Origin of the sequence: Methanovulcanius yangii (assembly GCF_018687785.1) — an archaeon.
In the GTDB taxonomy this organism is placed as follows: Archaea; Halobacteriota; Methanomicrobia; order Methanomicrobiales; family Methanomicrobiaceae; genus Methanovulcanius; species Methanovulcanius yangii.
The window spans coordinates 2,011,738-2,037,011 of the sequence record NZ_LTBL01000001.1 but is presented as its reverse complement, the minus strand read 5'-3'; the positions used below and the strand labels follow the sequence as shown (position 1 = coordinate 2,037,011).

The 25,274-nt window shown below is 55.1% G+C and carries 17 protein-coding genes; 12 read left to right on the top strand and 5 right to left on the bottom strand.

Going from position 1 to position 25,274, the window contains the following annotated elements; translation table 11 throughout:
* The first annotated feature begins 141 nt into the window (after positions 1 to 141).
* The 7 genes from AZH53_RS10070 (at position 142) to AZH53_RS10040 (ending at position 14,345) form a co-directional block, all read left to right on the top strand.
* Complete coding sequence (locus AZH53_RS10070) at positions 142 to 2,124, top strand: type I restriction-modification system subunit M (protein ID WP_319643390.1); 1,983 nt, start codon at positions 142 to 144, stop codon at positions 2,122 to 2,124.
* Complete coding sequence (locus AZH53_RS10065; protein WP_319643389.1) at positions 2,121 to 4,253, top strand: DUF262 and DUF1524 domain-containing protein; 2,133 nt, start codon at positions 2,121 to 2,123, stop codon at positions 4,251 to 4,253. Before AZH53_RS10070 ends, AZH53_RS10065 begins: the two co-directional genes overlap by 4 nt.
* A complete protein-coding gene (locus AZH53_RS10060) occupies positions 4,250 to 5,668 on the top strand; it encodes an SIR2 family protein (RefSeq protein ID WP_319643388.1) in 1,419 nt (472 codons plus the stop codon). The genes AZH53_RS10065 and AZH53_RS10060 overlap by 4 nt, the downstream gene beginning before the upstream one ends.
* The gene (locus AZH53_RS10055) at positions 5,665 to 7,773 is read left to right on the top strand and encodes an ATP-binding protein (RefSeq protein ID WP_319643387.1); all 2,109 of its coding nucleotides are present in this window, start codon (positions 5,665 to 5,667) and stop codon (positions 7,771 to 7,773) included. Before AZH53_RS10060 ends, AZH53_RS10055 begins: the two co-directional genes overlap by 4 nt.
* On the top strand, positions 7,770 to 9,242 hold the full coding sequence (locus AZH53_RS10050) for a restriction endonuclease subunit S (RefSeq protein WP_319643386.1): 1,473 nt from the start codon (positions 7,770 to 7,772) through the stop codon (positions 9,240 to 9,242). Before AZH53_RS10055 ends, AZH53_RS10050 begins: the two co-directional genes overlap by 4 nt.
* The gene (locus AZH53_RS10045) at positions 9,239 to 10,726 is read left to right on the top strand and encodes an ATP-binding protein (RefSeq protein WP_319643385.1); all 1,488 of its coding nucleotides are present in this window, start codon (positions 9,239 to 9,241) and stop codon (positions 10,724 to 10,726) included. Before AZH53_RS10050 ends, AZH53_RS10045 begins: the two co-directional genes overlap by 4 nt.
* A 610-nt stretch (positions 10,727 to 11,336) precedes the next feature.
* Positions 11,337 to 14,345 carry a type I restriction endonuclease subunit R gene (locus tag AZH53_RS10040; RefSeq protein ID WP_319643384.1) on the top strand — a complete coding sequence of 1,003 codons (3,009 nt, stop codon included), beginning with the start codon at positions 11,337 to 11,339 and terminating at the stop codon, positions 14,343 to 14,345.
* 83 nt (positions 14,346 to 14,428) lie between these two features.
* On the opposite strand, the gene AZH53_RS10035 is transcribed toward AZH53_RS10040, so the two are convergent.
* The gene (locus AZH53_RS10035; RefSeq protein ID WP_319643383.1) at positions 14,429 to 14,953 is read right to left on the bottom strand and encodes a macro domain-containing protein; all 525 of its coding nucleotides are present in this window, start codon (positions 14,951 to 14,953) and stop codon (positions 14,429 to 14,431) included.
* 5 nt (positions 14,954 to 14,958) lie between these two features.
* A complete protein-coding gene (locus AZH53_RS10030; protein WP_319643382.1) occupies positions 14,959 to 16,002 on the bottom strand; it encodes a DUF4433 domain-containing protein in 1,044 nt (347 codons plus the stop codon).
* Positions 16,003 to 16,234: 232 nt separating this feature from the next.
* Between AZH53_RS10030 and AZH53_RS10025 the strand changes: the two genes are divergently transcribed.
* The 5 genes from AZH53_RS10025 (at position 16,235) to AZH53_RS10005 (ending at position 21,291) form a co-directional block, all read left to right on the top strand.
* Positions 16,235 to 16,987 carry a hypothetical protein gene (locus tag AZH53_RS10025; protein WP_319643381.1) on the top strand — a complete coding sequence of 251 codons (753 nt, stop codon included), beginning with the start codon at positions 16,235 to 16,237 and terminating at the stop codon, positions 16,985 to 16,987.
* Between the two features lie 510 nt (positions 16,988 to 17,497).
* Positions 17,498 to 17,797 carry a hypothetical protein gene (locus AZH53_RS10020; RefSeq protein ID WP_319643380.1) on the top strand — a complete coding sequence of 100 codons (300 nt, stop codon included), beginning with the start codon at positions 17,498 to 17,500 and terminating at the stop codon, positions 17,795 to 17,797.
* Complete coding sequence (locus AZH53_RS10015; protein ID WP_319643379.1) at positions 17,790 to 18,014, top strand: hypothetical protein; 225 nt, start codon at positions 17,790 to 17,792, stop codon at positions 18,012 to 18,014. The genes AZH53_RS10020 and AZH53_RS10015 overlap by 8 nt, the downstream gene beginning before the upstream one ends.
* On the top strand, positions 18,011 to 18,364 hold the full coding sequence (locus AZH53_RS10010) for a hypothetical protein (protein ID WP_319643378.1): 354 nt from the start codon (positions 18,011 to 18,013) through the stop codon (positions 18,362 to 18,364). Before AZH53_RS10015 ends, AZH53_RS10010 begins: the two co-directional genes overlap by 4 nt.
* On the top strand, positions 18,361 to 21,291 hold the full coding sequence (locus AZH53_RS10005) for a hypothetical protein (RefSeq protein ID WP_319643377.1): 2,931 nt from the start codon (positions 18,361 to 18,363) through the stop codon (positions 21,289 to 21,291). Before AZH53_RS10010 ends, AZH53_RS10005 begins: the two co-directional genes overlap by 4 nt.
* A gap of 184 nt (positions 21,292 to 21,475) precedes the next feature.
* Here AZH53_RS10005 and AZH53_RS10000 read toward each other — a convergent pair whose 3' ends face one another.
* The 3 genes from AZH53_RS10000 to AZH53_RS09990 form a co-directional block, all read right to left on the bottom strand.
* Positions 21,476 to 22,117 (bottom strand): hypothetical protein, encoded by a 642-nt coding sequence (locus tag AZH53_RS10000; RefSeq protein ID WP_319643376.1) that lies wholly within the window; start codon positions 22,115 to 22,117, stop codon positions 21,476 to 21,478.
* Between the two features lies 1 nt (position 22,118).
* Positions 22,119 to 23,096, bottom strand: a complete 978-nt coding sequence (locus AZH53_RS09995) for a type II toxin-antitoxin system antitoxin SocA domain-containing protein (RefSeq protein ID WP_319643375.1) — start codon at positions 23,094 to 23,096, stop codon at positions 22,119 to 22,121.
* A gap of 517 nt (positions 23,097 to 23,613) precedes the next feature.
* Positions 23,614 to 25,203, bottom strand: coding sequence for a PQQ-binding-like beta-propeller repeat protein (locus AZH53_RS09990; protein WP_319643374.1), 1,590 nt, complete (start codon positions 25,201 to 25,203; stop codon positions 23,614 to 23,616).
* Positions 25,204 to 25,274: the final 71 nt, after the last annotated feature.

Here is a 25,274-nt window from a genome sequence, read left to right as displayed (position 1 = left end):
GCAGCTCACTCAATTATTCCTAAACAGTACATCATTTGGAAAGGTTCAAGGGTGTCAATGGTAAAGTTTTCCTTTATCCCCAACCTGCATCCATCACCCGACCATTCTACAAGGGGGCGACGGGGATTCTGGAGCGTCTCTATGGAATCACACCAACTCAATTGGATAACAAATTTCATCTGGGGTATCGCCGACGATGTGCTGCGAGACCTCTACGTCCGGGGCAAATATCGTGACGTCATCCTGCCGATGACCGTCCTTCGCCGCCTCGATGCTGTGCTGGAACCGACCAAGCAGTCCGTCCTCGAGATGAAGGAATCGCTCGATGCGGCAGGAGTTGTGCACCAGGACCCGGCCCTCCGGCAGGCGGCCGGACAGGCATTCTATAACACCTCCAAATTTACCCTCCGTGACCTCAAAAGCTGTGCCAACCAGCAGCAGCTCCGGGCCGACTTCGAGGCATATCTCGACGGCTTCTCCCCCAATGTTCAGGATATCCTCGAAAAATTCGAATTCCGCAACCAGATCCCCCGGCTCTCCAAGGCAGATGCACTTGGCACACTCATCGAGAAGTTTCTCTCCCCGGAGATCAATGTCAGCCCGAATCCGGTGATGAACGGCGATGGTTCCGAAAAGCATCCCGGTCTCGACAATCACGCGATGGGCACCGTCTTCGAGGAACTGGTCCGGCGGTTCAACGAAGAGAACAACGAGGAGGCGGGTGAGCACTGGACACCCCGCGATGCGGTGAAGCTCATGTCCCGGCTGATCTTCCTCCCCATCGCTGACGAGATCGAGTCCGGCACCTACCTCCTCTATGACGGAGCCTGCGGGACCGGAGGCATGCTGACCGTTGCCGAGGAGACCCTCCATGACCTCGCTCTTGCCCACGAAAAAGAGGTCGCAACCCACCTCTACGGGCAGGAGATCAACGCCGAGACCTATGCGATCGCCAAGGCCGACATGCTCCTCAAGGGCGAGGGGGAAGAGGCCGACAATATCATCGGCGGCCCGGAATATTCGACGCTCTCGAACGATGCGTTCCCCTCGCATGAATTCGACTTCATGCTCAGCAATCCTCCCTACGGGAAGAGCTGGAAGAGCGATCTCGAGCGGATGGGGGGGAAGACCGGCCTTCGCGACCCGCGGTTTGTGATCGAGCACAACGGCGACCCCGAATACTCTCTTGTGACCCGCTCCTCTGATGGCCAGATGCTCTTTCTTGCCAATATGATCTCCAAGATGAAGCACGGCACTAAACTCGGCAGCCGTATTGCAGAGGTCCACAACGGCAGTTCGCTCTTCACCGGCGACGCCGGGCAGGGGGAGAGCAACATCCGCCGCTGGATCATCGAGAACGACTGGCTCGAGGCGATCGTCGCACTGCCCCTCAACATGTTCTACAACACCGGCATTGCGACCTATATCTGGGTGATCACCAACCGCAAGCCCGAGCACCGGAAGGGCAGGGTGCAGCTCATCGACGCGACCAAATGGTACAAACCGCTCAGGAAGAACCTCGGCAAGAAGAACTGCCAGCTCACCGAGGAGGACTGCCAGGAGATCTGTGATGCGTACATCGCGTTTGCCGAAACCGAGGAGAGTAAGATCTTCGAGAACGCCGCGTTCGGCTACTGGAAGCTGACCGTGGACCGGCCGCTCCGGTTGAGGGGCATCGAGCCGGGCCGCGTCTACAAGGCAAAGGAGATCAAGGACCTCAAGGAGACCCGCGAACGCGACGAGACCGCACCGCCGGTGATCAAGAAGGTCCATAAGAGGGGGACGGTCCCCGACCCGCTCCACGGGCTCTTCGAGACGACCATTGGCGGCAAACCGGCCGTCGTCGAGTACGAACCCGACAGCGACCTCCGCGACACCGAGCAGGTCCCCCTCCTCGAGGAGGGCGGCATCGATGCCTTCCTCCGCCGCGAGGTGCTCCCGTATGCCCCGGATGCCTGGTATACCGAGTCGAGCGTGAAGATCGGCTACGAGATCAGCTTCACCCGCTACTTCTACAAGCCAAAACCCATGCGGAGCTTGGAGGAGATCCGGGCAGATATCCTCAAGGTGCGGGAGGAGAGCGAGGGGTTGTTGGACGAGATTATCGGGGGTGGGGAGTTATGAAAGCCACCGAGGCAAAGATCCTCGACTTTCTCAAGAAGTCTCCGCAGTTTGTCATCCCCATCTACCAGCGTACCTATAGTTGGACCGAACGGGAATGTCAGCAGCTCTGGGATGATATTCTTCGCACGGGAAGAAATGATGCTATCTCAGCACACTTCGTCGGCTCCATCGTATACATTGAAAAGGGACTGTATCAGGTAACGAGCCAGTCACCTCTCCTTGTTATTGACGGCCAGCAACGGCTTACCACTATTATGCTTGTTCTGGAGGCTCTTGCCCGACGTCTGGGAGAGACCGAACCGGTGGAGGGATTTTCAGCAAAAAAACTGCGTAATTACTATTTGCTCAATCCACTGGAGGAGGGTGAACAAGGCTTCAAGCTCCTCCTCACCCAGACAGACAAGGAAAGTCTTCTTGCTCTGGTTCAGCAAAAACCAATGCCCGCAGAATACTCTCTTCGCATCGCGGAAAATTTCGCTTTGTTTGAAAAGAAGGTTAAAGACCTTAACGATGAAGAGGTCGCCGCCCTCTGTAAGGGACTCGCAAAACTCGTGCTCGTCGATATTTCGCTCAATCGTGATCAGGACAATCCCCAGCTCATCTTCGAGAGCATGAACTCGACCGGACGGGAACTGAGCCAGGCGGACCTCATTCGCAACTTCATTCTCATGGGTCTGGAGACCGACCACCAGACCCGCCTGTACAAGGATCATTGGCGGCCCATGGAGGTGTCCTTCGGTCAGGAGGCATATGGATCACAATTTGATTCATTTATGCGCCACTATCTGACGTTTAAGACGGGAGATATCCCCAACGTCAATGCGGTCTATGAGGCCTTCAAAGCTCATGCCCGAGAACCCGACGTTGCTGCATCGGGAGTCGATGCCCTGGTTGCCGACATCCATGACTTTGCAAATTATTACTGTGCAATGGCACTCGGCCATGAAAAGGACAAGGATCTCGGTGCCGCGTTCCACGACCTGCGGGAACTCCGGGTGGATGTTGCCTATCCGTTTCTCCTGGAACTCTATCACGACTATCGGATGGGAATCCTTTCAAAGAATGATTTTATCCAGGCGGTTCGTCTCGTGGAGGCCTATGTCTTCCGCCGTGCGGTGTGCAGCATCCCCACCAACTCACTGAACAAGACCTTTGCCGTCTTTGGTCGTGAGTTGAGAAAGAGCCACTATCTCGAGAGCATTCAGGCTTATCTTCTGAACCTTCCATCATATCGGCGTTTCCCACGCAACGATGAGTTCAGACGGGAGATCGTACAGCGGGACCTTTACAACTTCCGCAGCCGCAGTTACTGGCTGCGCCGCCTGGAAAATTACGATCGCAAGGAACGCGTTCACGTCGATGAATACACGATCGAACATATCCTGCCGCAAAACGAGAATCTCTCGCCACGGTGGCCGGAAGACCTCGGGCCAGAGTGGCAGCGTATCCAGGAGACATATCTCCACACACTCGGCAACCTGACGCTCACTGGCTACAACTCCGAGTACAGCGACCGGCCCTTTGCAGAGAAACGCGACATGGAGGGTGGCTTCAGGCATAGCCCGATTAAGCTCAACACGGGACTGGGGAGCCTTGATGCATGGAATGAAGCGGCAATTCAGGAGCGTGCCAAACGACTTGCCGAACAAGCCACCGAGGTGTGGGCGGCCCCGTCCCTCCCCGCGGATGTGCTCGAGAAATACCAACCAAAGAACAGAAAGACGGGAGTCTACACCATCGAAGACCATCCCAAGCTCGGTCCCGGAGCACCCATGCGCTCTCTCTTCGATGCATTCCGCAGGGAGGTGCTCGCCCTCGACCCATGTATCACCGAGGAGTTCCGCAAGCTCTATGTCGCCTACAAGGCCGAGACAAACTTTGTGGATTTGGTACCCCTGAACAAGGCATTGCGTATCACGCTGAACCTCAGGTTCCACGAACTCGATGACCCGAGGGGGATGGGAAGGGATGTAACGGGCCGTGGACGATGGTGCAATGGCGACATCGAAGTGGATTTCAACACGCACGAGGACCTCCCTTATATCATGGGACTGGTGCGGCAGTCGTTCGAGAAGCAGATGGGGAGTGAGGAGTTGTTGGATGAGATTAATGGAGGTGGGCAGTCATGAAGGATGATGAAAGATCTATTCAGATTCTGAAATGCCACGACGATCATGCACCAGTCTGCTTTAGTATCAATAATGAGGGTACTGAAGGAATTCCATCGTTCAAATTGGAAGAAGGATCCCACTGCCCTTGGGTAAAGAAGGAAGATCAATTTGGTCCGGACAAATTACGGTCTAGGATCGAACCTTGGTTAACCGCTCTCTTTCAATCAGAGCATCTTTCTGTGCTTGTTGGTTCTGGGTTGACACAAGGCCTCCATCAGATGGCTGCTGGTGAGCAATTATCTGGGATGAATGAAGCCACATTTGGGATATTTGACAAGGAAATAAACACCAAAGCAAAGGATTCTGCCATATCTGCGGGAAGAACAAAAATTAATATTGAAGATCAAATTCGTGTTTCAAACGAATTACTTCGCGGACTTGAAGTTCTCGCATCCACAAAATCTACAGATTCTAAAGAGTATGAAGACGTTGCCACGTTGCAGCAAGCATTGACATCCGTTCTTGATGATTTTACCAAGTCAATTCTAAAAGGAGAAAATGGGTTAATATCAGCAGAAATAGAAAAGAGGGAAAAAGCGTTTAATTATCTTGTAAGTTTTCTGATGAGTTTTGCCAGCCGAAGTGGTACTCGTGATCGTCTCCACATATTCACCACTAACTACGATCGTTGTATTGAGGCAGGCGCAGATGTAGCAGGATTACGATTGATTGACCGTTTCGTCGGTACATTAGTTCCAATTTTCCGTTCATCACGTCTTGATGTTGATATGCATTACAATCCTCCGGGCATCAGGGGAGAACCACGATACCTGGAGGGAGTCGCACGATTTACAAAATTGCATGGTTCAGTTGACTGGATAGATTATAATAAAAACATCCAACGGATTGGCCTTCCATTCGGTGCGGAAGAAATTGATCCATACCTGAATGCCCCCGGTTTGAAAGATGCTAATGCACTGCAATTGATGATCTATCCTAATGCATCCAAAGACAGGGAGACAGCATCATATCCATATGTTGAATTATTCCGTGACTTAGCAGCGGCAATATGCCGTCCAAACAGCACGCTCATTTGTTATGGATATAGCTTTGGTGATGAACACATCAATCGCGTAATTGAGGATATGTTGACAATCCCATCAGCACATCTGGTGATAATCTCATATGGCGATCCTCTGGGCCGGATCATGTATACCTATGAAAAATTAGGTAGGCCTGCACAAATAACACTTTTAATCGGAGACCATCTCGGAGACTTCCAGACGCTTGTGGACCATTATCTGCCAAAACCAGCGATTGATCGGACGACCTTCCGGATGGCAGAACTCCTGAAAGCACGATGGGGAACAGTCCAGAATGATGAAGATGCAAAGACTCCAAAGCCGACGCCGGAAGGAGATACTGTGCAATGAGCCGTACTCCCTTCGAGCACACAGGAAGTCTTCAAATAGGGACGGTAGACTTTGTCTCATCCGACGAAGTGAAGGTTGCTCTAGATATCGAAACTCCCGAATCAATGGCATTGAATACGGGAGGACCACGCCCATTTCCCCGTGTCAATAGCTATGTCCTTATACCTGTCGATGATGGATTTCTTGTTGGGCAGATTACTTGGTTGGCAGTCGAACGATCCGCATTTCCGCAGCGTCGGGGGATGAAGGACTTTGGACTTGTTGATCTACCGTACCCACTTCGGAAACTAAGTCTCAATCCTCTTGGCACCTTGCGAAAACATCCCCATGATCCAGATCAATATATCTTTCGTCGTGGGGCTGATGCCTTGCCATCTGTCGGTACAGCAGTAATGCTCCCCACAGAACGCCAGCTTCGCTCAATAGTAGAGTCTGGAGAAAACCGACGTGTTCTGATTGGGACAAGCCCTCTTGCCGGCAATGCTGAGGTACGGGTAGACCCAAACAGGCTTTTTGGCCGTCACCTCGCTGTTCTTGGGAATACAGGAAGTGGAAAATCCTGTTCCATAGCCGGATTGATTCGCTGGAACCTCGAACAGGCAAAGGAAGCGTGCTCAGGGCAACCCAATGCAAGATTCATCATTCTTGATCCTAATGGCGAATACTCACGTGCTTTTAGTGCTAAAAATTCAGAAATTAAGGCACGAATATTTAAAGTTAAACCAGGAGAAAATGAGGACCCGCTGCAGGTTCCATTATGGTTCTGGAATAGTGCAGAATGGGCATCTATTACGCAGGCAAGCGCGAAGACACAGAGACCAACCCTCATTCATGCGTTACGGTTTGTGAGGGAGGGAGACGTAGAACCTGTAGAGGATGCAGGCCATGAAATGCGTCGCTTTCTAAGGACGATCATTTCAACCATACAAATTGAAAAGAATTCAGGGTCACCTTGGGGAAGTTTCCCAAGACCAAAAAATTTCTATGAAAAATTAGAAAAATGGAAAAAAGGTCTTGAACCTAATTTGGATACTTTTCCAGGTGAACCAAACCAGAAATTACACCAGTTAATTGAAATAATTGAAGGACTCTGCGAGCCCCGCCGAGGAAGATATCCTCATTATGATTTTACTCTAATAGAAGTCAACGAATTAATTCAAGTTGCAAGAGATGCACACGTCGCATTTGGAGGCTTGGAATCAGATGTTTTACCCTCCGACGTGGATGCACCATGCCCCTTTGAGGGGGATTCCCTGCTTCGAAGCGTAGAAGCAGTAGCAGAAATGCTCAATGTATCAGAACATGTTGAGACTCTCCTCATCAGAATTCGTACGTTGCTAACCGATACCCGCATGAAGCCAATACTAAGCAGTGCTTCAGACATTACGCTTGAAAAGTGGCTTTCAGACTATATCGGAAAGGATCAGGCGGAAGATGGTTGCGTTTCCGTGATTGATCTATCATTAGTGCCAACCGAAGTTGTTCACATATTAACGGCTGTAATTGCCCGAATGATCTTTGAGGCACTTCAGAGATATATGAAAATCAATAGTGTGGCCCTCCCAACTGTACTTGTGATGGAGGAGGCGCATACCTTCATAAAAAGATATCAACAAGACATAGATGGTCAGGATACGGCTAAAGTCTGCTGTCAGATTTTCGAGCGCATTGCTCGAGAAGGAAGAAAATTCGGATTAGGTCTGGTTCTTTCTTCTCAAAGACCCTCAGAACTCTCCCCAACAGTTTTGTCCCAGTGTAATACTTACCTCTTACACAGGATCACCAATGATCGTGATCAAGAACTTGTCCATAGACTTGTACCCGATAATCTGAAGGGCTTATTGCGAGAACTACCGTTATTGCCCTCGCAAAATGCAATTCTTCTTGGCTGGGCCTCAGAATTACCAGTTCTGGTGAAGATGAACAATCTACCTGAATCCTATCAACCACGTTCGAATGACCCGGATTTCTGGGGATCATGGGTGGGTATGGATGAAGAAGGTCATGAAATCTTATATGAAATCGACTGGTCACTTATTGCAAATGATTGGCAGGGGAAGCAAACAGTTGAGAATGTAGACGAAACCGTTGGTGATGACGCATGACCGCTGGTCTTAGACCTTATTCTTCCTACAAGGATTCCGGTTTTGAATGGCTGGGGGACGTCCCTGAGCATTGGGAAATACGACGCAATAAGCTCTTCATGCGTGAGATAAACGAGCTTTCAGAAGATGGCTCCGAAGAACTTCTAACAGTATCACAGTACACTGGTGTTACAAGAAGACGAGATCGTCAGTCTGATGAGGGGTCTTTGCTCACCAATGCGGCAAGTCTTGTTGGATACAAACGTGTGCACTCGGGTGATCTTGTAATGAATATCATGCTCGCGTGGAACGGTAGTCTCGGTTATTCACCCTTCGAAGGCATCGTCAGTCCGGCATACTGTGTCTTTCGTGCCAAATCAGGCGTATATCCACAATTTCTTCACTATCTTTTCCGCACACCGCTTTTCACGAGCATATTCAAAACCGTTTCAACAGGAGTTGTAGAAAGTCGTCTGCGTCTCTACCCAGAGGTTTTCTTCCGACTTTCATCTTTACTCCCCCCCCTCCCCGAACAAACCGCCATCGTCCGCTTCCTCGACTACGCCGACACCCGCATCCGCCGCTCCATCCACGCCAAACAAAAGCTCATCAAGCTCCTCGAAGAGGAGAAGCAGGCCATCATCCACCAGGCCGTCACCCGCGGCCTCGACCCGGATGTGCCCCTCAAGCCCTCCGGCGTGGAGTGGCTGGGGGATGTGCCGGAGCATTGGGATATAATCGCTTTAAAGCGAGTCCTTCACAAACTAATTGACTGTGAACACAAAACCGCTCCAGAAATTGATAATAGTGATTATCGAGTGGTAAGAACTACAGCGGTGCGTAAAGGGGAACTTCAACTCGCAGGAACATATTGTACGACTGAAAAAGGATTCAAAGAATGGACACGACGAGGTCTACCTGAACCCGGAGATGTGATATTCACCCGTGAAGCTCCTGCTGGAGAGGCATGTATTGTTCCGGAAGGTTATCGGCTTTGTTTAGGTCAAAGAACTGTGTTAATGAAGCTAAATCCGGACAAGTATAACCCCCAGTTCCTAGTCCTCACGATTTATCGAGGCGCCCCAGAACACCATATTAAACTCGCTTCACAAGGATCAACCGTTGGGCATTTTAATGTTGAAGATATTGCAGCACTTACTATCCTTGCACCACCACTCCAAGAACAATTTGCCATTATTGACCACATTGAAAAGAATACTCTACCGGTAGTATACGAAATCCATAAAATTGAAAGCGAAATCACCCTCCTCCGCGAATACCGCACCCGCCTTATCTCGGATGTCGTCACCGGCAAGCTCGATGTGCGGGAGGCGGCGGCACGCCTGCCGGTGGAAGCAGACGAAGTAGATGAACAGGAAGACGGGGAAGACAACGATTGGACTGAAGAAGAAGGAGAAGTAGGAGAAGATTATCCCGACGGCATGGCGATGGAGACCGACGAGAATGCCGGGGAGGAGGTTGAGGTATGAGCGGCACACATGAGGAGGAATATCTCGTCGGTCTGGTGCAGGAGCTGCGTAAACTGCCGAAGGAGACGGAATGGGCGGAGTTTAAGGTCAACAATACCGACCCGGAAGAGATAGGCGAATATATCTCGGCTCTTGCAAATTCCGCCGCGTTGTCCGGGAAGTCCCATGCGTATCTTGTCTGGGGAATCGAAGACGGGACGCATGCAATTGTCGGTACTCATTTCTCACCACATACGGCCAAGGTCCATGGTGAAGAACTGGAAAATTACCTGCTCCGGTCATTATCTCCAAAGATCAATTTCCACTTTTTCGAGGTGACCGTCGAAGGACACCCGGTGGTCCTGTTGGAAATCGAGCGGGCCTCCCGCCATCCGGTCCGATACAAGATTCATGAGTTCATCAGGGTCGGCTCCTACAAAAAGAAACTGAAGGATTTTCCGGAGAAGGAGCGGGAACTGTGGCGCATTTTCGACCAGACACCGTTTGAGGAGATGATCGCAAAAGAGCGGGTTTCGGACGACGAGGTCCTGAAGCTCCTTGATTACCCGGCATACTTCGACCTGATGAAGCTCCCGCTGCCGGAAAGCCGCAAGGGAATTATCGAGGCACTTGCCGATGACGAACTAATTCAACCCGCCGAAGCAGGCGGCTGGGACATCACGAACCTTGGTGCCATCCTCTTTGCCAGACGACTGGGCGCATTTCGGACGCTCCGCCGAAAGGCGATACGAATCATCATATATCGTGGAAACAGTCGTTTTGAAACAATCAAAGAGCAGGTGATCGACAAGGGATATGCAAGCGGTTTTGGGGATCTGATAGTCTCAATCAACAGTTTTCTTCCGTCCAACGAGGAGATAAAAAACGCACTGAGAAAGACAGTTCCCAGGTATCCCGAGCTTGCGGTGCGCGAGCTGGTGGTAAACGCTTTGATTCATCAGGACTTCTTCCTCACAGGCACCGGCCCAATGGTCGAAATATTCGACGATCGTATGGAAATAAGCAATCCCGGAATTCCCCTTGTGGCAACCGAGCGATTTCTGGATACTTCTCCAAAATCAAGAAACGAAACTCTGGCCTCCCTCATGCGGCGAATGGGTATCTGCGAAGAGCGCGGGAGTGGTATCGACAAAGTCGTATTGGAGACGGAATTCTATCAGCTTCCTGCTCCTATCTTTGAGGTTACCGGTGAAACAACGCGAACAGTACTCTTTTCTCCCCGACCGCTCACCAGAATGGACAAGGCCGACAGAGTGCGGGCCTGTTACCTTCACGCCTGCCTGAAATATGTGAATCGGGAATATCTGACGAACAGATCCCTTCGAAAGAGATTTGGGATTGCACCGAAGAATAGCGCAATAGTTTCCCGATACATCAAAGAGGCAATAGACATGGGAGAGATTCTCCCCTACGACCCGACCGCAGGTTCAAAAATCATGAAATATGTTCCCTGGTGGGCAGCACCAGACACAGAAGATGCTTGATCGTGATCCTCTCAATGTTTCAATACGTTTAGGAAATACCTCAATTCTCACGTTTTTTCAAGACATGCACGAAAATTGGCTCCCTAAATTTGCTTGATGGATGCTTGATAGATGCTTGACGGATGTCCAATGGATGCTTGACAGTTGCCGCCATTTAGCGCCGGTATCGTGGAGAATTGCTCCATCTCCAGGAGATATTGAACATATTATCTGCTATAACCTCGCCAAATTTGCTTGACGGGTACTTGATACCTCCCTTTTCGCCGTCCCATCCAAGTCTTCGAATTATAACAATTCTTGCGTTTTTCTGAAAACAGACAGATATGTGAACGTTCCATTTTACTTGATGGGTACTTGATGATTCTCTGATACTCACGTCACATGGAATGAACCGGTATCTTCACTATTCCAGAAAGATCAGACGGCATTTCATTGAGTATAATTTTAATTATCCCTTCATTCAGGCAAAGAACAGAATATACCTCCCAATCGTCTGATTATGATTATTTTTCAGGAGAAGAGAGTAAATCAAGGCAGAATACTTAATTTCCCGTAGGTCAAGGATAAAAACAATGGATGTAGGCGAGGAATTGCAGCTACGGAGGGTACGATGACCACCGACACCACCGAACGCGGTCTCGAACGGCTGATCTGTGCGGCCCTGACCGGCGCCCCGTGCGATCCGGGAGCGGGGGGGCCGGACCGGGTCACCGAGCGGCCCGGCGACTATGCGGCAGGCTGGATCTGCGGGAGCCCTGCCGATTACGACCGCGAGTACTGCGTCGACCTCGTCCAGCTCAGTACGTTTCTTACGGCGACCCAGCCGAAGGCGGCAGAGGCCCTCGCCTTGGGTGAGGACGGGCCGACCAGGCGTAAGTTCCTCGCACGACTGCAGGGCGAGATCACCAAGCGGGGAACCATCGATGTCCTGCGAAAGGGCATCGAGCACCATGCCCATCATATCGACCTCTTCTACGCGACGCCGTCGCCGGGGAACACCGCCGCCAAAGAAAAATTCGGGAAGAACCGGTTCAGCGTCACCCGCCAGCTCCGGTACAGCCGCGACGTGACACAGCTCGCCCTCGACCTCGCACTCTTCATCAACGGCCTTCCCGTCGCCACCTTCGAACTGAAGAACAGCCTCACCAAACAGACCGCCGACGACGCCATCCAGCAGTACCGGCGCGACCGCGACCCGCGGGAGAAGCTCTTCGAGTTCGGCCGGTGTGCGGTCCATTTCGCCCTCGACGAGCATGAGGTCTGGTTCTGCACCCACCTGAAAGGCAAGGAGTCGTGGTTTTTGCCCTTCAACCGGGGCTGGAACGACGGGGCAGGCAATCCTCCCAACCCGAACGGGCTCAAGACCGACTACCTCTGGAAACAGGTCCTCACCCGGCGGAGCCTGACCAACATCCTCGAAAACTATGCCCAGATCATCGAGACAAAGGACGAGAAGACCGGCAAAAAGAAGAAATCGCAGATCTGGCCCCGATATCATCAGCTCGACGTCGTCAGGCAGCTCCTTGCAGATGCACAGGAGAAGGGTGCCGGGAACCGCTATCTCATCCAGCACTCGGCGGGCAGCGGCAAATCGAACTCCATCGCATGGCTCGCCCACCAGCTCGTTCCGCTCGAAAAAGACGGGAAGAAGGTCTTCGATTCGATCATCGTCGTCACCGACCGGCGTATCCTCGACAGCCAGATCCGCGACACCATAAAGCAGTTTACACAGGTTGGCGCAATGATAGGCCACGCGAACCAGTCAGGCGACCTTCGCCGGTTCATCGCGGAGAACAAGAAGATCATCATCACCACCGTGCAGAAGTTCCCCTACATCGTGGATAACATGGGCAAGGATCACCGGGACCGGACCTTTGCCATCATCATCGACGAGGCCCACTCCAGCCAGGGCGGGAAGTCCTCAGCCGCTCTTGCGATGACCCTCTCCGAGGCAGGGGCCGAAGAGGACGACGAGACAATCGAGGATACCATCAACCGCCTCATCGAGTCCAAGAAACTCCTCCCCAACGCGAGCTACTTCGCCTTCACCGCGACCCCAAAGAACAAGACGCTCGAGATCTTCGGCGCCCCTGTGCCCCAGCCGGACGGGAAGGTCCAGCACGTCCCGTTCCACCACTATACGATGAAACAGGCGATACAGGAAGGATTCATCCTCGACGTTCTCGCCCACTACACCCCCGTCCAGAGCTACTACAAACTGATCAAGACCGTGCCAGGCGATCCCGAATTCGACACGAAGCGGGCGCAGAAGAAACTGCGCCGCTATGTCGAGAGCCACGACCACGCCATCCGCCTCAAGTCCGAGATCATAGTGGACCACTTCCACGAGCAGGTGATCGCCCAGAACAAGATCGGCGGCCAGGCACGGGCGATGGTCGTAACAAACGGCATCGAGCGGGCCGTCCAGTACTTCCACGCCGTCCGCGACTACCTCGCCGAACGAAAGAGCCCCTACAAGGCCATCGTCGCATTCTCCGGCGAACATGAATACGGCGGAGGAAAGGTCACGGAGGCGTCCCTCAACGGATTCCCGTCAGGGGACATCGCCGACAAAATCCAGAACGACCCGTACCGGTTCCTGATCTGTGCCGACAAGTTCCAGACCGGCTACGACGAACCGCTCCTCCACACGATGTACGTGGACAAGACGCTCGCCGGCATCAAGGCGGTCCAGACCCTCTCCCGCCTCAACCGTGCTCACCCGCAGAAGCACGACGTCTTCGTCCTCGACTTCATGAACGACGCCGACATGATCCAGACGGCCTTCGCCAACTACTACCGCACGACCATCCTCAGCGACGAGACCGACCCCAACAAACTCCACGACCTGAAAGCAGACCTCGACAGCTACCAGATCTATGCGGATGCCGCGATCGAAGATCTCGTGGCCCTCTACCTCGGCGGTGCCGAACGCGACCGGCTCGACCCGATTCTCGATGCCTGCGTCGCCATCTACAGGGAAGAGCTCGATGAAGACGGCCAGGTGGACTTCAAGAGCAAGGCGAAGGCATTCCTCCGCACCTACGGGTTCCTCTCGGCGGTGCTGTCGTATCCCAACCCGGCATGGGAGAAGCTCTCGATATTCCTCAACTTCCTCGTCCCCAAACTTCCCGCGCCTCAGTCCGACGACCTCTCGAGAGGCATTCTCGAGGCAATCGACATGGATAGCTACCGGGCCGAGAAGCAGGCGATGATGATGATCCAGCTCCCCGACGAGGATGCAGAGATCAACCCGGCCCCGGCGAGCGGCGGAGGGCACAGACCGGAACCGGAGATGGACCGGCTCTCGAATATCATCCGGGCGTTCAACGACCAGTTCGGCAATATCCCCTGGACGAATGCCGACCACGTCCACAAGCTGATCACGGAAGATATCCCGGCACGCGTTGCAGCGGACACAGCCTACCAGAACGCGAAGAAGAACTCCGACAAACAGAACGCCCGCATCGAACACGACAAGGCGCTCGGCAGGGTGATGAACGCCATCCTGAAGGATGACACGGAGCTCTTCAAACAGTTCATGGACAACGAATCATTCCAGCGGTGGTTGAAGGACACCGTCTTCGGGCTTACGTATGAGGACCCGGCGACCGGGTGAACCTTACCATCATCCTCTTCGATTCGGTCGCAGAAGGGCGGGCGATGTTAACCGACCGCCGCAATGCCCCGGAAGAATACATTTCAATAATCAAAAAGTGTTGGATTCTTTACTTTCTCCTTTTTCTCCTCATGGGGCGGATAGATCTCTACCTTTAGGTCCTCAAGACCACCCAGTTTTTCAATGATGATCGTCTCCACCTCATCCCACCTGAGGCCCCCGTTGGTGCATCCCAGCGCCGGGATTGCAATCGATTCAATTCCCCATTCCTTGTAGTGGTCGCGGAGATAGTCGAGACCGTCCTCAATCCAGGTTATCTTTGAAGGGTTCTGGTAACGGTTTTTTGTCGGAAAGAGGAGGACAGACTTCTTCTTTTTGGTAGTGCTGGGCCAGAGGATCGGTTCACCGACCCTGAGTTCACTATTTAGGCACTTTTCCTTATAGAAATCAAACATATCCGTCGATCCATATTTGGATTTGAAGAGTTTTGCAAGCCCTTTGCCCATATATCCGGCGCAGTTTACGGTATTTGTCAGGACCTGCACACTGCTTTTGAAGATATCGTCTCCGGCGTCCATCAAGGTAATATTCGGTTCGATTTTTCGCATTTGAATTATTCCTTGTCAAAGAGGTCGTGAGTATTCACCCCTCCTTTCTCCAAACTTTTTTTCACTCGAATTGATTTATCTGGATCTACCATCTCTCGTACTCTTGTTTTTACTGAATCATAGTGAACATGAATTCCCTTAATAAACGAAGGAGGAATGATGTATTTAATTAAACCCTCTGCACCACGGAAGTGGTTCAATTCTTTTTCACAGTTCCAGGCCACATTCGGTTCCAAATGAATAAGATCCCACTGGAATGATGACAATGAATTCAAATCCGAAGAAAAATCCAGATTATCCTTGCAACCTGCATTCATCCTTGTAATCTTTTTGTGGTTGACGAAGAGAATTTCGGGGTCAATTTCAAGGGCAACGATATCCTGTAATCCCTTTTCATTATCTGCTTTCTGAATCCGATAAACCATGGGTGCAGCATTGGCGAAATACAATGGCACATATCTATGGCATCCTTTTTCCTTTCGGGTTTTCTGAATGGTTGGATCTGAAATCTCTTCAAAGGACAGGGGTTGAGGCCCGATTTTACAATATTTTTGGTAATCACGAGCAATTATCCCATATTTCAAAATTGTTGGTATGTTATCGATATGGCAAAAATGCCATAGCGCCCTAACATCATGTTTTTTCAAAATGTCTGGATTGCCTTTTTCTTTATTGGCTTGTATTTCCCCTTCATAACGCTTCTGAATCGCCAAGCCAGCGGAGGCAATCTGATTTTGTTCCAAATACCCTAAGTCTTCCTGGAATAGCAATTGAAAAAACAGATTATTTGGGATAGCAGAAATCACGTCACCAGTGGATTGCGATATCTCCTTTCCATTGAAAACGGTTTCATAGCAATCCGAATCAGTATTAATCGATATGTGACCAATAGGTCCGATTTTAGTATCATGAACATATGCATCCTTCTCCAATCCAAGATAGAGCGAAATTAAATCCTTTATGGACACCTGGAATGCAATTGTTGGATTATCATCGTCCGAAAACCTCATTCTCCAGCCAAGTCCAGTTGGTTCAGCTTTTAGTTTCAAAATATTCGTCTCCTGCAGATTATCTCCTTGATTTAAAAACAATAAATTGTAATATAGAATTATAATAAATAAATATATTGAAACTCTTTCCATTGGTTTCTAAAAGAGAATTGGCTCATCCCGCCCTCACCACCTCACAAATTATCCGCACACGAGACCCATCTCCACCCCACACCCAAGTCCCCACCAACCTTTATCCCCCCACTCCCCGATTACCCATGAGAACACTCCCATGACTCTCTCAGAATCACACCATGCCACCATCAACAGATTCCTGCAGGACCATGATCTCCCCGACCTCTACCGGTCATATACCTGGAAGGGGGATACCTGGGAGAAGGGATTTCCGGATCTCTTCCGCCTGGAAGAGATGATCTCGCAGGCGGCGATGGACAATGCTCTCGACCGGACGCACCTGATCGAGATTGCCACATGGGGCAGTCTTCCCAATCCGAAAAACGTCTCCTGCCAGGACCCGATCCGGATATCCCTCTATCATGACGGCGCCCCTGCCTTCTGGCTTGAGAACGAACCGGAGAACGCCGTCTGTATCCTTGGATGCAGGATCAGGGGATTCGGGCCGACCTATTGCAGCAAGGTGCTCCACTTTGCCGTACCACAAATATTCGGGGCCATCGATACCCGCCTCGTCCGGGTCTTTGGCAAGGGGGATCCCCTGTCCGGGGGGAAATATCAGCTCCTTGATCTCAACGTTTCATATTCGAATAACCTATGGCAGATTCCCCGGGATCAGGAGGGCTGGCCACGGGAATATGGCACATGGGTCCGGGTCCTCAACCATATCGCCGGAGCCCTGAACACCGAGGGAATAGCTTGCCCCCACCCGGAGCAGTATCTCCAATCCGGCCGCCGGGAAGAGGGCAAATGGCTCCCGGCCGATGTGGAGACGGCTCTTTTCAGCTATGCGTCGCAGGTGGTGAAGGGAGACCACGACATCCAGATTGTCCCTATTGATGGATCCTAAGATTTTTTTATTTCTACACTTCCGCCCCCCACATCGCAAACCCCTATGCATCCCCACCCCAACCCATCATTCATGCGACCCGGCAGGGCCGGGGCATAATCAGCAGGTCCCGTACACGAGATTCAGTTACAGCCAGACACCATCCTGAACGAGAAAAAAGCGATCAGGAATTCTTTTCGAGAGACGTCGTCGGGCGGGGCCTGCCAAACGACAGCGGACAAATCAGCCAAGGGGCCGGAGATGAGAGGCCGGTGCCCTCCGATGTCCGCACCCGTGCCCCGCACTTCAGGCCCGCCGCGATCGCGTACCACAACGGGAACGACCGACACACACCGATTGCACCAGCGAACGAACCGCAATCACATCCACAAAACAATCGCAGGCGTAAGCGAAGCGTCTGGAAAACCACCACCATCCAGAGGAATACCCATGAATCAAAGAGAATCAGTTTCATCACCTCGATTTGTCAGAGAAACAGCAATTGTCTACCATCACGAGGATGCGGGGCCGGTGCCATCCGCACCACCGGCCTCCCTCTTTCCTCGATTCCCCGGCACATCGCCGGGACCGTCCGGTGAAGCGGCACCGCCGCCGGCACCCTCCTTCGATCATCCTTCGGATGCCACCGCCACCGCACCGGGTCAGGCTCCCACTCCCGCCCCCGGCCGTGTCTGGTGGTACGTCCTCTACGAGGAGCTCGCCCGCCGGGACGCCGTCATCAACGCCCTTGCAGAAAGGGTCGAATCCCTCGAACGGGAGAGCTGCCGCCGGCAGGTGCCGACCTTCGAGAGGAGGAAGTACTATGAGTGAACAGGCACCCGCGGCACCGGCGGGCGAGGACGCCGGGGCCTACCCGCTCTACCTCATCCCGCAGGCCCTCTCCCGCGAGATCCACGCCCGCGGCGGGACCATCACCGCGATTACCATACGACGGGCCGGGCGGCACAACTACCGGATCACGATCGCGGAGGCCGTCGCCGCCGGAGAGGGCGGCGTCCCTGGGATAACCACGGGAGGGTCCGCATGACCCGGACCCACGGCGACCCCGTCGGCCGGATCACCAGTACCCCGGAGGGGGAGCTTGCGATGGTCATCGACGGACGGGAGTACGTGATGACCGCGGGCGAGGTCGACCGCCTCATGGAGGGCGAGGGGCTCGGCACGTTCCTTGCGGTCGTCCCCGCCGGCCGGCAGGGCTGGGCCACCCGGTGCATTCCCGGCGGCCACGCGAAGCAGAACCTCTTCGGGGGCGGCGTGACCTTCTACACCCACACGTGCATCTGCAACCTCCCAAGGGAGCGGCTTGCGGATGTGATCGCGGGCGAACGCCCCGCCGCCACCCTTCACCTGATCATCGGCGGGAGGCATGTCCGGTGACGGCTCCCGTCGACCGGGAGGAGATCGCCCGTGCCGCCCGCCTCCTCTTCCCCGCAGGAGCGGTGGTCGAGCTGCGGGCGCTCGGGCCGGGCGGGGTACATTCCGGGTACTTCGATGATCCCGCCGTCCTCACCGATAGGGCCGCGGCGATTGCGACCCTGAACGACGTCTCGGGCGTCTACTGCACCCTCAATGAGGTGAACCCGGCCCTCCTCTCCCGGCGGGCAAACCGGGTGGTGATGCGGGTCGGCCGGTCCGATCCCACGACCGCGGACGCCGACATTGTCCGGCGGCGATGGCTCCCCGTCGACCTCGACCCGGTCCGCCCGGCAGGCGTCTCCTCCTCGGAGGCCGAGCACGAGGCCGCCCTCGCACGGGCGGAGGAGATCGGGACATGGCTTTCTGGCAAAGGCTTTCCCGCCCCCCTCATCGCGGACTCGGGGAACGGCGCCCACCTCCTCTACCGCATCGACCTCGGAAACGACGCCGATGCCGCGGAGCTCGTGAAGGGCGTCCTTGCCACCCTCGACGCCCTCTTCTCGGACGAGGCGGTGACCGTCGACACGGCGAATTTCAACGCCGCCCGCATCTGGAAGTGCTACGGCACCCCGGCGAAAAAGGGCGACGACACGACGGATCGGCCCCACCGGACCGCCCGGCTCCTGTCCGTCCCGGACGAGTGCGAGGTGATCGACACCGCAACCCTCCGGCGGGTCGCAGGCCTCCTCCCGCGGGAGGCGCCGACGGCACCCGCGAAGAGTGGAAAGAACGGGAGGAAGCAGACACCAGCGATCGACCTCGGGGACTGGCTCCGGGAGCACGGCATCGCCGTCAGATCCGCAAAGCCCTGGCAGGGCGGGACGCTCTTCGTCCTTGCCGAGTGCCCCTTCTCCGCGGCCCACGCCGACGGGGCCTTTGCCGTCCAGTTCGGAAACGGCGCCATCTTCGCCGGGTGCCACCATGCCTCCTGTGGCGGCGGGGTGCAGCGGTGGGGGGAACTGCGGGAGCGGTTTGAGGGGAAGAAGACGAGGAAGAGCACGGGCCGGACCACAGTCGTCACCGGTCCCGCTGAGACGAAACCCGCGGAAGAAGCAGATCCCCCGCCCGCATCCGCCACATGCACCCCGGCGCAGGAGCACCGGAAGCGTGCCTGCGAGGTACTCGAGTCAGGCGACCCGCTCGGGTTTTTCATGGACTGCTTCCACCGCGACCACGTCGGTGATGCGACCGTCGCCGAGTGCCTCATCATGTCGGTCGCCTCGCAGTCGGTTGCAAACACCCGCGGGCTGCACGTCGCGATCTCCGGCAACTCCGGCAAGGGCAAGACCCACGCCTGCAACGCGATGCTCCGCCTCCTCCCGGAAGCCTACCGGCTCAAGGGCACCGTCTCCAACAAGGCCCTCTTCTATTATGACGACTTTCGGCCGGGAACCGTCCTCCTCTTCGACGACATCACCCTCTCGGACGACCTGCAGGAACTCCTCAAGTCGGCGACCGCGAACTTCCAGGAACCGATCGAGCATAGGACCCTCACCCGCGACCGCCAGCTGAAGGTCTGCACCATCCCCGAACGCTGCGTCTGGTGGCTCGCGAAGGTGGAAGCGGTCGGCGACGACCAGGTGATGAACCGGATGCTCACCGTCTGGATCGACGACTCGACCGCCCAGGATCAACGGGTCCTCGCCCACCTGAAGCGGGTCGAGGCGGGCGCAGTCTCCCCGGCGGCAGCCGACCCCGACGTCCTCGTCTGCCGGTCGATGTGGGAGATGCTCAAGGGCGCCGTCCGCACCGTCCGCATCCCCTATGCCCGAAGGATCAACTTCTCCGCGGCCCACAACCGCCGCAACCCCGCGATGCTCTTCGACCTCATCAAGTGCCACGCGGTGCTCCACTTCCTCCAGCGAAAGGTGGGCGAGGACGGGGCGATCGTCGCGACGATGGAGGACTTCACCTACGCGAGGAAACTCTTTCTCGCCCTCAACGGCGACGTCGGCGGGCAGGAGACGAAGCTGACGAGAAACGAGTCGGCGGCGCTGACCACGATGTCGCGCCTGGGCCTGCGGGTCTTTACCATCCGGCAGCTCCAGGACAGCCTCGGGCTGTCGTACCACCAGACCTACCGGCTGCTCCACGGCTACTCGAACAGCCATGCCTCCTACCTCGGCATCCTCGACAAGTGCCCCGCGATCAGCCTCATCGATGCGACGGTCGTCGAGGACATCGAAGGGACGGAGGCGAAGCGGCGGCAGCACTACTTCTCCTTCGACCTCGTCCAGTACCTCGAATGGGCCGCCCGGACGGACGTCTGGCTGGATGGGGGAGAGGACGGAGAGGAGGAGAGCGACAGTGATGACGGAAACGACCCCGGTCCCGGCGGGAAGGATTGCACCGTTGCACCAGATTTGCACCAAAAAACCGGCGATTGTGCAAACGTGGCAGACGGCCGGAATTCCCGTTGTTTTGGTAGAGAAGAGGAGAGAGAAGAGAGGCGTACAGAGAGTAGGGGAAGGTTGCACTACTTCCCGGAAACACTCGGCACCCCCACTGGCCCTGCTCCTGTGTGTGGCTCTGTCTGTGATCCCGGTGCGAGTGCAACGTTACCGGAGTTACGAGCAGAACAGACTCCGTTCTACAATTCAAAACCACAGGCAAGAGATTCATGGTGCAAAACTCGGTGCAAAGACAATGAACCTGGTGCAACGGTGCAACAATCCACGGCGAAACAGGCGTCTCCCGGCACCACCCTCCCCCTCCCCGGCGTCCTGGATCACCGGCATTTCCGGCGGAAGAAAGTCTCACTCGGGAGATGTGACTGTTGCGGCGAGGGGACGGCGGTGTATTATTCGGGGGAGTATGTGATGAACATCTGCGAGGGGTGTTATGCGAGGCTGGTCCGGGAGTGGAATCGGGGGGAGGGAGTGGTGTGAGAAGAGAAGGAACATTTAGGAGAGGAGGCGGTTCTCTTTCGCGATGCAGCCGCAACGGTTATGGGAGGTCCCTCCCTTCTTTGTCATGAGTGAGTAAGTCCTTCCTGAAACGGATGATGCTGCCTTGAGGTGGATGGGACAAAGTACGGAAGGGATCACTCTTTTATCCTCTTTTCAATCGGGCTCAGACAGGAGTTTTCCAACCCAGAAAACAGACAGCGGCAATCGCGGTCTTTTCCACTATCTTCTGCCGGTGTGCCACTATATGCCCCAAATCCCCCGTCCAGAGAATGAGGCCAGCAATCGCTTGTGCAACGTCGTGGGCATCGAGAATGACCTCGATATCATCGGGATCGTTGATGTACTCTTCAAGACAGCGATAGAGATCGTTGTAGGGCGTATTCCGGGTATGTACACTGAGCACGTCCGGGTTTTCCAGCCGCATGAGTCGCCCGGCACATTCCTGTTGGTATCTCTCATGCACGTCCCTGAGGATTGTGATGAGACGGCGAGGGTCATGTTGAACGCCGCTTGCGGCGGTACGCACAATGGAGCAGATTCTCCAGTCCTGCACCATGGTCAGCAGGGTCTCGATCGATTCCTCTCTTGTGAGTGCTGCAATGACCCGGCGAAATTCCCTTCTGATGGCAGACTGGATAGTCGTGCATCTCCCGCCCGATTCCAGACCGAAACACTCTGCCCAGACAAAGGTGCTGGTATGGTTCGGTTCGGGATCTTCAAAAACAGTCGTCGCCTCCTGCCCCCATGTGTCGGCAACCTGAAAATAATACCCGATGATCACATTGCTGTCATGGAAATAGGGCACATTATCTCCTCGCGATCGTGGAGGGATGCTGTGCCATGGACCGGGAGAGCCTCATCGTATCATCCAGCAGAGAGGAAATCATTTCTTCAGGTGGTTCCCGAACCGGAAGGCCACGATAGATGTCCTCGCCGATGCTGTTGAACCTCTCCTCGACCTTCTCGCAGTAGGACGTAATATCAGCAGTGCGGCCCGGTTTTGCAGCGAGAGCATACGAGACGTAACATATGGCATCACAACAATCTTCAGTGAGAGAGAGCGTGCTTACGGGGTTGTAGATGAGTGCGGTGCGGAAGGTGTCGTCCCAGGCGAGATATGCGTCATGGAAGATATCCATCGACGGGTGCGGGTAGTCACGCAGGAGGTCATCCAGGAAGTTTTCGACCATGGTGATCCTCTCCTCATTCAGGGGGGAGACCGCGTCATGGATCCCCCGTGACAAGTCGAGCATCGAACGGCAGAACCTGCGCTGGAACCCATCGATATGAAAGCCGTATTGTTCCAGAAGGCGAATCTCCTCCTCGCTCAGCTCGAGACTGTCGGTCGGGATCTCGTCCCCGTCGGTGAACTCCTTCCAGAGGCGAAGCTGATGGGTCAGGCTGCTGATAGTGGTCGCCGTCCTCCCTTTCAGGGCTTGCAGGACCATCACCAGAAGCATGCGCTCATAAACGGTGAAGAGGGAGAGATCCGGTTCCATCTTCAGGTCGAAATGATACTGCTCGTAGGTCTGGTTTCCTGCTCCGGAGCGTGGATAGGAGACATCGAAGAAGCGATTCGATTCACTCGCAAGGGAGAGGGCTCCCCCGTCGACCGGTCCGTTCGGCATCCGGATATACGAACTCTCGAAGAGTTTCACCCCTCGCTGGTTGAAATGGATGAGGTCGATAAAAAAGATATATTTCATGAGTTTGGTCTTGCCGATACCAGGATCCCTCTCGATTGCAAAGAGCATTGCATGGATCTTTTTGATTTTATTCATCATGGTCTCCCGGCACATTGGTTCCAGAGCATCCGCTCGGATGGCATCAGGTTCTGTAGGTATGCGTATTATTGAGTGTTAAATATAACCTTTCCGGTTGATTGTGATGTTTAATTTCCGTATTCCTAAGGGATTGCCAGACGGGTGCCGTGAAACTGTCTATAGATCGAGTTCAACCCTTTACCAGTATCCCTGAATACTCCTTCGCCTTGGGGAAGAGCACCCTCTTTCCGATACGAATGCCATTCACCCCACCCCCAACCACTGCACCACCCAGGCCGCAACGGCTCCCACAACCCCGCTCACCCCCGCGACGATCCCGTTCGTCCGCTTCTCGGCTCTGGCCTGCTGCTCCTTCCAACCTTCAAGCGATATCTCAGGCGGATCTCGAAGTCCCGCCCCGGGGAACTGCGATGTACTATTCAGACGAGTACGTGATGAGCATCTGCGAGGGGTGTTATGCGAGGCTGGTCCGGGAGTGGAACCGGGCCGAGGGGGTGGTGTGAGGGGGAAAGGAATGTCATGACGGAGACGAGACGGCGATGAGATAGCCGCCGTCGGCGGTCCCCGTGCCCCGGACCGACATGGGGTTGGCCCGTACATCGTAGTGGTTTGTCCAGAGCACCCCGCCGGCATCATAGCAGGTGGCAGAAAGCGCGGTCTCCCCGACATCCACCTGGAGATACCCTCCGCCGGGAGACGGGATCACCGCTCCGCCGGTATCCGGCACCTCCCGCAGCCCGGTTTCGGTGCCGTTCTCATCCAGGCCGAGGAGGTGTCCGGTGTACGCCGGGACGACCCTGCCGCCGGAGCCGGTAGGATATGTGGTCGTCCGGTACAGAATGGCATGCCCCGACCCGTTCTGCCAGGTGCCGAGGAGGGTGTCTGCGCCTCCGCTCCCGAACCTCTTCTCCCACAGGACCGTGCCGTCTGCACCGAGGCGGACCGCGACCGGATGCACCGCATACCCCTCGCCTGCCTGTATCTGCCGCCCCTCCGTGCAGAGGAGGACGCCGCCGTCCCCCGCGGGGGAAAGAAGAACGCGGGACGGTCCGCTCCCCAGGCTCGCGGGCGTAACGTCCCAGAGGACGCTTCCGTCGTCCGTCATGCAGGCGACCCGGTTTGCCCAGGCGACGACGACGGTCCCGTCATCCCGTGCCAACAACGAGACGGGGGCCATGCCCGGACTCTCGGTCGTGAGGGAGGTTGTCCGGACGGTCACTCCCGTGCTGTTGATGCGGATAATTTCCGATGCCCCTGTTGCAATGAGGAACCCGCCGTCCGGTGCGGCGATGAAGGCCGATACGAGGGGAAATTCGGCGGTGATCGCATTCTGCCTCAAGACGGTTCCCTCCCGGTCGATCAGGACCGGATGCACGGTGGTGTGGTTCTGCCCGTACTCCGTTGTCGTGAGTGCGTAGCCGCCGGCGTATTCGGTGAGCACGTCCGCCCCGTCATAGGTGCCGATGTCCACCGTTCTCTCCCATGCAGGATCGCCCTCGGGGGAGAGTTTCAGCACCCGGAGATCGGTCGGTGCCGTGGGCCCGTAGGCGACCACCGAGAAGCCCCCGGTATCGGCGGAGGGGGGAATGATGCCGGTGGATACCACGGCGTCCCCGAGGAGGGGCGGAAGGATGATGGCCGCGATGACGACCACAGCCACCGGGAGAAGGGGTGCAACCCCCTGTGCCCCGTCTCTCCGGATGAACGAGGCAAAGAGCCCCCCGGCGGCGGACGCCAGCAGGCCGGTGCCAAGGATGATGGCCAGCTGTGGCCAGGTCGCAAGAAAGGAGGAGAGGGAGGAGGGAGGATTCCCATATGGCGGCAGGAAGCGGACCACGGCCGCGGCGATGAGACCCGCGAGGGCGGCATGCAAAAGGATCGCCTTACGTTTTCCGGCAGGAAGCACGAAGGGGGTGCAGCACCCGGCGAAGAATAACACCAGCAGAGAGGATCCGTACAGGTGCAGGATGCGCATCTTCCAGAGCCCGTCGTTGTAGGACGTCGGGCCCATCCATCCTACCGAGACGAGGTACATGAGCCCGACGATGACGCCTCCGGCACCAAGGCCGATGAGGGCACTCCGGAGAAGCGGGTGGGTGCCGGTCATGGTTCATCATCGCCAATTCGTGTCATGAGTGAGAATACGCCGAATTCCACCCTAAAGGTTCCCCTGTCGTG